We start from the raw sequence: 3,612 nt of genomic DNA on the forward strand, positions 1-3,612 counted from the left end.
TAAGCAGTTGCCAGACAGGCTGAGGGTTCGCAAGAACCTGTTTGACGCCTTGAAAATCTATTTTGTTCCAAGTCAAGTACACTAACCGGAACAGCAGTAATGCTGTTCGAACAGTGTTTGCTCGCGAACCAGCGGCAAGCACTGCAATGTATGCATTTTGATCTTAGAGCAGGTTTAATCAACAAAAGGGCCTGTTCATTGAAAAAGCCTTGCTTTTTCTGGATCAAATCAAGCGCGAAAAGGGCGTTTGGTGGATGCCTTGGCAGTAAGAGGCGATGAAAGACGTGATACTCTGCGATAAGCCATGGGGAGCTGAGAATAAGCTTTGATCCATGGATTTCTGAATGGGGCAACCCACCTGATACTTTGTTGTTATTATACTCCTTGCGGAGTGTTCTTAACAATAAGGTAAACTAGGTATTTGTAGACTGAATACATAGGTTTACAAAAGCAAACCCGGGGAACTGAAACATCTAAGTACCCGGAGGAAAGGAAATCAACAGATACTCCCCTAGTAGCGGCGAGCGAACGGGGACCAGCCGAGCCATGCGTGTGAATAGAATGTGTTGGGAAGCACAGCCATAGTGGGTGACAGCCCCGTATATGAAGCACAATTGGACGTATTAAGTAGGGCGGAACACGTGAAATTCTGTCTGAACATCGGAGGACCACCTTCGAAGGCTAAGTACTCCTTACTGACCGATAGCGAACCAGTACCGTGAGGGAAAGGTGAAAAGCACCCCGACGAGGGGAGTGAAACAGTTCCTGAAACCGAACGCCTACAATCAGTTGGAGGCTCCTTGAGAGCTGACAGCGTACCTTTTGTATAATGGGTCATCGACTTAGTGTATCTAGCAAGCTTAAGCCGTTAGGTGTAGGCGCAGCGAAAGCGAGTCTGAATAGGGCGACTGAGTTAGATGCATTAGACCCGAAACCGAGTGATCTAGGCATGTCCAGGATGAAGGTAAGGTAACACTTACTGGAGGTCCGAACCCACACCTGTTGAAAAAGGTCGGGATGAGGTGTGCCTAGGGGTGAAAGGCCAATCAAACTCGGAGATAGCTGGTTCTCTGCGAAATCTATTTAGGTAGAGCGTCATCCGAATACCCTCGGGGGTAGAGCACTGGATGGGTAATGGGGCCCCACAGGCTTACTGATCCTAACCAAACTCCGAATACCGAGGAGTACTAGATGGCAGACACACAGCGGGTGCTAACGTCCGTTGTGGAGAGGGAAACAACCCTGACCTACGACTAAGGCCCCTAATTCATGGCTAAGTGGGAAAGCAGGTGGGACGACCAAAACAACCAGGAGGTTGGCTTAGAAGCAGCCATCCTTTAAAGATAGCGTAACAGCTCACTGGTCTAAATAAGTTGTCCTGCGGCGAAGATGTAACGGGGCTCAAGCCATGAGCCGAAGTCTAGGATGCACATAGTGCATGGTAGCAGAGCGTAGTGTGACATAACGCCATGCGTCCTTAGTGCCTTCGGGTACGTTGGACGCGAGGCGTTTTCGATGAAGCCGGCCTGTGAGGGATCCGGTGGAGAGATCACTAGTGAGAATGATGACATGAGTAGCGACAAACAGGGTGAGAGACCCTGTCGCCGAAAGTCCAAGGGTTCCTGCTTAAAGTTAATCTGAGCAGGGTAAGCCGACCCCTAAGGCGAGGCCGAAAGGCGTAGTCGATGGGAACCAGGTTAATATTCCTGGGCCAGGAGGATGTGACGGATCTCGAAGATTGTTTCCCCTTATCGGATTGGGGAGGCCCTTGAGAGGTTCCTGGAAATAGCCCTCCGCTAGATCGTACCCTAAACCGACACAGGTGGACTGGTAGAGAATACCAAGGCGCTTGAGAGAACCACATTTAAGGAACTCGGCAAAATACCTCCGTAAGTTCGCGAGAAGGAGGCCCGTTCAGAAGGCAACTTTTGGGCGGGGGCACAAACCAGGGGGTGGCGACTGTTTACTAAAAACACAGGGCTCTGCGAAGTCGCAAGACGACGTATAGGGTCTGACGCCTGCCCGGTGCCTGAAGGTTAAAAGGAGGAGTGCAAGCTCCGAATTGAAGCCCAGGTAAACGGCGGCCGTAACTATAACGGTCCTAAGGTAGCGAAATTCCTTGTCGGGTAAGTTCCGACCTGCACGAATGGCGTAACGACTTCCCCGCTGTCTCAAATGTGGACTCAGCGAAATTGAATTTCCTGTCAAGATGCAGGATACCCGCGGTTAGACGGAAAGACCCCATGCACCTTTACTATAGCTTCGCATTGGCATCAGGCACAGTATGTGCAGGATAGGTGGTAGGCTTTGAAGCAGGGACGCTAGTCTCTGTGGAGCCTCCCTTGAGATACCACCCTTATTCTGCTTGATGTCTAACCGCGGCCCGTTATCCGGGTCCGGGACCCTGCGTGGTGGGTAGTTTGACTGGGGCGGTCGCCTCCCAAATTGTAACGGAGGCGCGCGAAGGTTGGCTCAGAGCGGTCGGAAATCGCTCGTTGAGTGCAATGGCAGAAGCCAGCCTGACTGCGAGACTGACAAGTCGAGCAGAGTCGAAAGACGGCCATAGTGATCCGGTGGTCCCGAGTGGAAGGGCCATCGCTCAACGGATAAAAGGTACGCTGGGGATAACAGGCTGATGGTGCCCAAGAGTCCATATCGACGGCACCGTTTGGCACCTCGATGTCGGCTCATCTCATCCTGGGGCTGGAGCAGGTCCCAAGGGTACGGCTGTTCGCCGTTTAAAGAGGTACGTGAGCTGGGTTTAGAACGTCGTGAGACAGTTCGGTCCCTATCTTCCGTGGGTGTAGGATACTTGAGAGGAGTTGCCCCTAGTACGAGAGGACCGGGGTGAACGATCCACTGGTGGACCTGTTGTCGTGCCAACGGCAGTGCAGGGTAGCTATGATCGGACAGGATAACCGCTGAAGGCATCTAAGCGGGAAGCCCCCCTCAAAACAAGGTATCCCTGAGAGCCGAGGTAGACCACCTCGTCGATAGGCCAGAGATGTAAGCGTAGTGATACGTTCAGTTGACTGGTACTAATTGCTCGATAGGCTTGATTTGATCCAGTAATAGCTGGGTTAAGACGCGCAATGGCGCGTCTGCGATCAGGATACATACACACACTACAGTCGTACGTGACTTGGAATTCCGGTGATTGCCTTGGCAATCATCGGAGATGTTCTTTATTCGGTTTGGTGATCATAGCGTGAGCAAAACACCCGATCCCATCCCGAACTCGGCAGTTAAGTGCCACTGCGCTGATGGTACTGCGTCTTAAGACGTGGGAGAGTAAGTCATCGCCAAACCTAATAAAGAACATCATGTATCTCTCTGACGATGATAAATCATAAACAAATGCAGTAAGCGCCGACTCAAAAGAGTAGCGTACCAAAAGCAAATATCCTTTCGCAGCTGACTACCAATTACCTATAGCGTTTGTCGAAATACCTGAGACATAATGTATCTGCTAATGCGTTGAAATCTATGATTTCAGGCAGCGTTAGCTGATTCCGGTTTTTCGCATAACGCTTTAAAATAGAACAACTCCCTAAAAAGCGTGTGTGTGTCTCTCTCTTCAAGCGTTGCACTGGGGCTTTGGGTCAAGCGGTT

Annotated in this window: 2 rRNA genes; both read left to right on the forward strand. The window is 51.0% G+C overall.

Going from position 1 to position 3,612, the window contains the following annotated elements:
- Positions 1-226: 226 nt before the first annotated feature.
- A 23S ribosomal RNA gene (locus ACJ5NV_RS20235) occupies positions 227-3,063 on the forward strand.
- Positions 3,064-3,193: 130 nt separating this feature from the next.
- Positions 3,194-3,308: ribosomal RNA gene (gene rrf, locus ACJ5NV_RS20240) — 5S ribosomal RNA — on the forward strand.
- Positions 3,309-3,612 lie beyond the last annotated feature (304 nt).

The sequence above is a fragment of the Loktanella agnita genome, from assembly GCF_046640325.1.
GTDB classification, from domain to species: domain Bacteria; phylum Pseudomonadota; class Alphaproteobacteria; order Rhodobacterales; family Rhodobacteraceae; genus Yoonia; species Yoonia agnita.